1 protein-coding gene and 2 pseudogenes are annotated in these 5,176 nt (G+C 42.0%); all 3 read left to right on the plus strand.

Going from position 1 to position 5,176, the window contains the following annotated elements; genetic code table 11:
* Nucleotides 1-651, plus strand: a pseudogene (locus tag ACG2E4_RS18110) (gfo/Idh/MocA family oxidoreductase); the annotation flags it as partial.
* Nucleotides 652-853: 202 nt separating this feature from the next.
* Nucleotides 854-4,597, plus strand: coding sequence for an FG-GAP-like repeat-containing protein (locus tag ACG2E4_RS18115; protein WP_395277471.1), 3,744 nt, complete (start codon nucleotides 854-856; stop codon nucleotides 4,595-4,597).
* 379 nt (nucleotides 4,598-4,976) lie between these two features.
* Nucleotides 4,977-5,176, plus strand: a pseudogene (locus tag ACG2E4_RS18120) (dehydrogenase); the annotation flags it as partial.

Below are 5,176 nucleotides of genomic sequence, written 5' to 3' on the forward strand. Positions count from 1 at the left end.
GGCTGGCCCGAATACTGGCAGTACATGAAGCCGATGCACTACGCCACCCACGTGGTGAGCCCGGTGCTGGGGCTGACCGACGCCGATGCGGAGTATGTCTCCTGCTTTGGCTCCGGGAAGATCAGCGATGAGCTGATCGCCAAGTCCGGCTCCCCGTTTGCGGTCGAGACCTGCCACATCAAGCTGAAAGATTCAGATATCTCAGCTCATATCTACCGCAGCCTGTTTGACACGGCCCGGCAATACCGCGAAAGCTTCGATGCCTACGGCTCGAAAAAGTCCTTCGAATGGCCGCTGATTGAAGGCGAAGATCCCGTGATCCACACGGCCAAGAAGCCCGAGCCGGAGATCCCCGAGCGGGTGCAGGTGCCCGACTACGGCCACCGGCTGCCAGAGGAGATCCAGGAGTTCACCCAGGAGGGGGTCTATGACGCCGACGAGCACGCCCACCTGTCGTTCATCCAGGGCGGCGGCCACGGCGGATCCCACCCGCACCTGGCCCACGAGTTTGTGGACTCGATTGCCAACGACCGCGAGCCCTACCCGAACGCACGTCAATCCGCCAACTGGACCTGCGTGGGCCTGCTGGCGCATGAGTCGGCGATGAACGGGGGCGAAATTAAACACCTGCCGGAGTTTACTTTTTCATAAAATATTTGGAAATACGTGAATAAATAATAGTAGTTTTTTTTGGAATAGAGTATTGTGAATCGTTGAGTATTGGAATATATAACGTTTAGTTTTATCAATTTGAATTCGAAATATGTTTGTGTCTTTACAGGTCGATTTACAATTATAGATAGATTTATAGCCACTGAGCAGCTCAGTTTAAGTAGAATCAATTAAAAGCATTATGGTTAAATATAGATTTTTAATAATAGTTGGTATGTTTTTTGTTTTTTTGGTCAGGGGATTGATACAGGGACAATTCATTGAAGGAACACTGATTATGCAACCCATTTATGTCTACGATTCACCACATGAAAAAAATAATAGTGATTTGTCTTGGCAGGAAGAGAATGGGTACCGCTGGGCAGAGCTTCAGGCCAACTTTTTTGGAGATACGGGCTTCAGAAAACTTTCATCTTATAGAACGAATGTTAATTTTCGAAATGAAGTCAGAGAAAAACTTATTGAAAAAAATCGCTTTTACCTAAATGGTTCTGGAGTAGCCGTTGGGGACATTGATGGAGACGGGCTGAGCGACCTGTACTTTGCCAGACTCGACGGACCCAACAAGCTTTATAAAAATTTAGGTAATTTTAAGTTCAAAGATATTACAGACAAGGCAGGGGTAGGTCATGAAGAATATAATTCTACCGGAGTTGCTTTTGTTGATGTAAATGGTAATGGTCATCTTGATTTATTGATAACTTCCTTGACAGACGGTAACTCTCTTTATCTTAACAACGGAAAGGGGAGCTTTGAACTGAAAGAAGATAGTGGGCTTGGAGAAAGTAAAGGGTCTCATTCCATGGCATTCGCAGACATCAATGGTAATGGACTGCTAGATATGTATATTACGAATTATCGGCTTAGATCAGTTCGAGATCTATATAGACCCAAAGAACACGCAAAGGAAAAGACTGTGGAAAAAGATGAGAATGGCAGATTAAGCGTCTTACCGGAATTCAAGAAATTTTATGAGATTATTGAAGTTGACGGAAGAGAAATGCGGCAGGAAGCAGGTGCATATGATTATTTATATATCAACAAAGGAAATGGTCAATATAAAAAAGCAGACCTAAAAGAGCATTTTCCTGTAAACGATGAGCAGAAGGCAGGACTATTTAGAGATTGGGGGCTTTCAGCGACTTTTAGAGATATTACTGGTAACGGGATTCCAGATCTATATGTAGCTAATGACTTCTGGACTCCAGACCGGCTTTGGTTCAATTCGGGAAATGGAATATTTGAGGCTGCATCCCCTGAAGCTATCCGTAATCAGAGTTACTCCTCAATGGGGTTGGATTTTACAGATTTAAACAAAGACGGAAACCTCGATTTTGTGGTTACTGAAATGCTCAGTAGTAAGCATGAACGACGACTACAACAGTATTCAGATTTTCTGGGTGAATATCAGGGGAGTACTCATCATAATCGTAATTCGGTTTTTTTGAACCGAGGGGATACAACATTTGCTCAGATAGCATACTATAGTGGTTTAGAGGCCACCGAATGGTCTTGGGCAACCACCTTTATGGATATAGATCTTGATGGTTACGAAGATCTTATCGTAGCCACTGGTTTTTTCTGGGATTATCTTGACATGGATACTCAGTATAAGATAGCAGAACGGTATGAAGAGTTAGGTGATAAAATTTTAGATAGACAAAGTGAGTTGCTTCAATACCCGACGTTGGCACTTAATAACAAGATGTTTAGAAACAATGGTGACTTGACCTTTTCTGATAAAAGTCTGGAGTGGGGATTTGATACAGAAGACATATCAATAGGAATGGCTATTGGCGATTTGAATAATGACGGTATGTTGGATTTGATTTTCAATCGTTTTAACGATGAAGCAGCAATTTATGAAAACACCACAAATCGATCCAGAATCGCAGTACGCCTTAATGGAGAAAGTCCGAATACAATGGGAATTGGAGCAAAGGTTGAATTAAAAGGTGGACCAGTTGAACAATCTAAGGAAATGATAGCGGGGGGGAACTATCTTTCTTCTTCGCAACAACAAATTGTATTTGCAGCAGATGAAACTAATAATGAACATACCATTTTGGTCACTTGGAGAGATGGCACTCAAAGTCGTATAGAAAATGTCAAGGCCAATCGAATATATGAGATTGATGAGTCCGCCTCCGCTGAGGAATTTGAAGATAATCCAAATGGGCAGAACCATAAAACTAAACTTTTTGATGATGTTTCAAACAGCATAGACCATATTCACGACGAAAGCAATTATTATGATTTTCATATTCAGCCATTATTACCTAAAGAGTTAAGCAGGAGGGGACCTGGGGTGGGATGGTTTGACTATAACAACAACGGTTTAGACGATCTGTTTATATCATCTGGCAAAGGAGGGAAACTTGCCGTATATGAAAATTTGGGTAACGGGAATTTTCAATCTGTTATATTGGATGAATTGCAAAACAAAGCACCCGGAGATCAGACTGCCTTACTTGGATGGAGGGAAAATAATCGTTTTAGACTAGTGGTAGGTAGTTCAAATTTTGAGCAGGAAGATCCGAGCGTTCCATCCGCATATATCTATAATATTCAAACAGATGGGACTGTCAATCGGAAAAATATTCCTGGCGTATTATCTACTACAGGGCCTATGGCAGCAGCTGATTATAATGGAAATGGATTCGTTGATTTGTTCATTGGGGGTCATTTTTTGCCAGGAGGGTACCCGAGGGATGCTTCGTCTCGTCTTTTTTTAAATAAAAATGGAGAATTCGTTTTAGACCAGCAAAACTCGAAAATACTTTCTGATATAGGATTGGTAAGCGGTGCCGTGTTTGCAGATTTTACACAAAACGGTCAGCAAGATCTTTTGGTTAGTACTGAATGGGGAGCTATGAAGCTTTTTGAAAACCGGAATGGTCAATTTAATGATATAACCGAAGATATGGGACTCGATCAATGGAAAGGCTGGTGGAATGGTGTAGCCGCAGGAGATTTTACCAATAACGGATTGATTGACTTTGTAGCTACAAATTTAGGATTGAACAGTCCTTATCAAATCAATTCGGAATATCCCCTTAGGCTATACTATGGCGATTTCGATCTAAATAGAACTCTAGATATTGTAGATGCATATTATCATGAGGAAATGGAGGCTTATGTACCCCGCCGAAAACTATTAGATTTTGAATCGGTATCTTCTGTTTTACGAAATGTGAGAAGTCATAAAGAATTTTCCAACTCATCAGTAGAAGAACTCTTAAATTCGGAATTTATTGAAGTGTTACACAAAGAAATTAATACTCTTGAACATACGGTTTTCTTAAATACAGGGGATGGATTTGAAGTACAACCTCTGCCTGCCCAAGCACAGTTTTCCTTCGGTTATGATGTTGGAGTAGCAGATTTTGATAATGACGGGAATGAAGATCTGTTTATGAGTCAAAACTCATCTGTATTTCCTCTTAAAATTACTAGGCAGAGTGCTGGTAGAGGACTTTTAATGAAAGGGAATGGTGAAGGAGAATTCGAAGCTGTCTCCGGGAGTGAAAGCGGGGTTAAAATTCATGGAGAACAGCGCGGAGCTGCGTTGGCAGATTTCGACAGGAATGGAAAGGTAGATTTAGTTGTAACACAAAATAACGGACAGACAAAGCTTTTTAAAAATAGAACTAAGAAACCTGGAATAAGGATTCAGTTATTGGGTCCGGATAACAATAGATCGGCGATTGGATCGAGTATGCGACTTATTTATAAAGATGGGACTAAAGGACCTCGCCGAATTATTCAAGCTGGATCAGGTTACTGGTCTCAAAATAGCACAACCCAAGTAGTTGGAAAAGAAAGAGTACCTATTTCAGTAGAAATAACTTGGTTCGATGGTTCTGAAGAGGTTATTAATATTGAGAGGGGAGTATTTGATTATGAAATTGAGTACAATCAATAAATTTGTATACTCGAATACCTTACATATCAGGCTCCTAGAAATCTTTCAAGATTCCCACGTCTAAAGTAGCAGTTTTTGCGACTAAAAAATCGAATAGATTGATGTTATGATGGCAAATTTACAATTAGTGGATTGCGATACTTCGTATTTCCTGCTTCCATCGGTTGTCCGAAGGGCTCCCCGTGATCACTTGGCTCGGTTTGTCATCGATATTGTTGAGGATTTGGATATAACCTCCTTGGAGGATAGCAAGGTGAATGATGGCTCGGATACATACAACTCTGGCAACAATTGGTGGAGCAGCGAGGTGGAAGAGTAAAAATAAGTGATTATGACCTGTCAAAAATACACGCTTCTGCTAGCTTAGGCAGGACGATTGGTGCAGCTGGTGGCCATGGCCGATGCGTTCCGCGATCGGCTGGACGACAGCCTGAGCACCCTCGGGAAGGTGTTTTCCGATCAGCCGGAAAAGCTGAACGTGCCCGAAGAGCACAAGTTTGTGGGTTTTGACGCCTACAAAAATGCCATTGAGCTGGCCGATGTGGTGATCCTGGCCACACCTCCCGGATTCCGCCCGAT

It is taken from the genome of Halalkalibaculum sp. DA384 (assembly GCF_043951955.1).
Taxonomy (GTDB): Bacteria; Bacteroidota; Rhodothermia; order Balneolales; family Balneolaceae; genus JAMQKA01.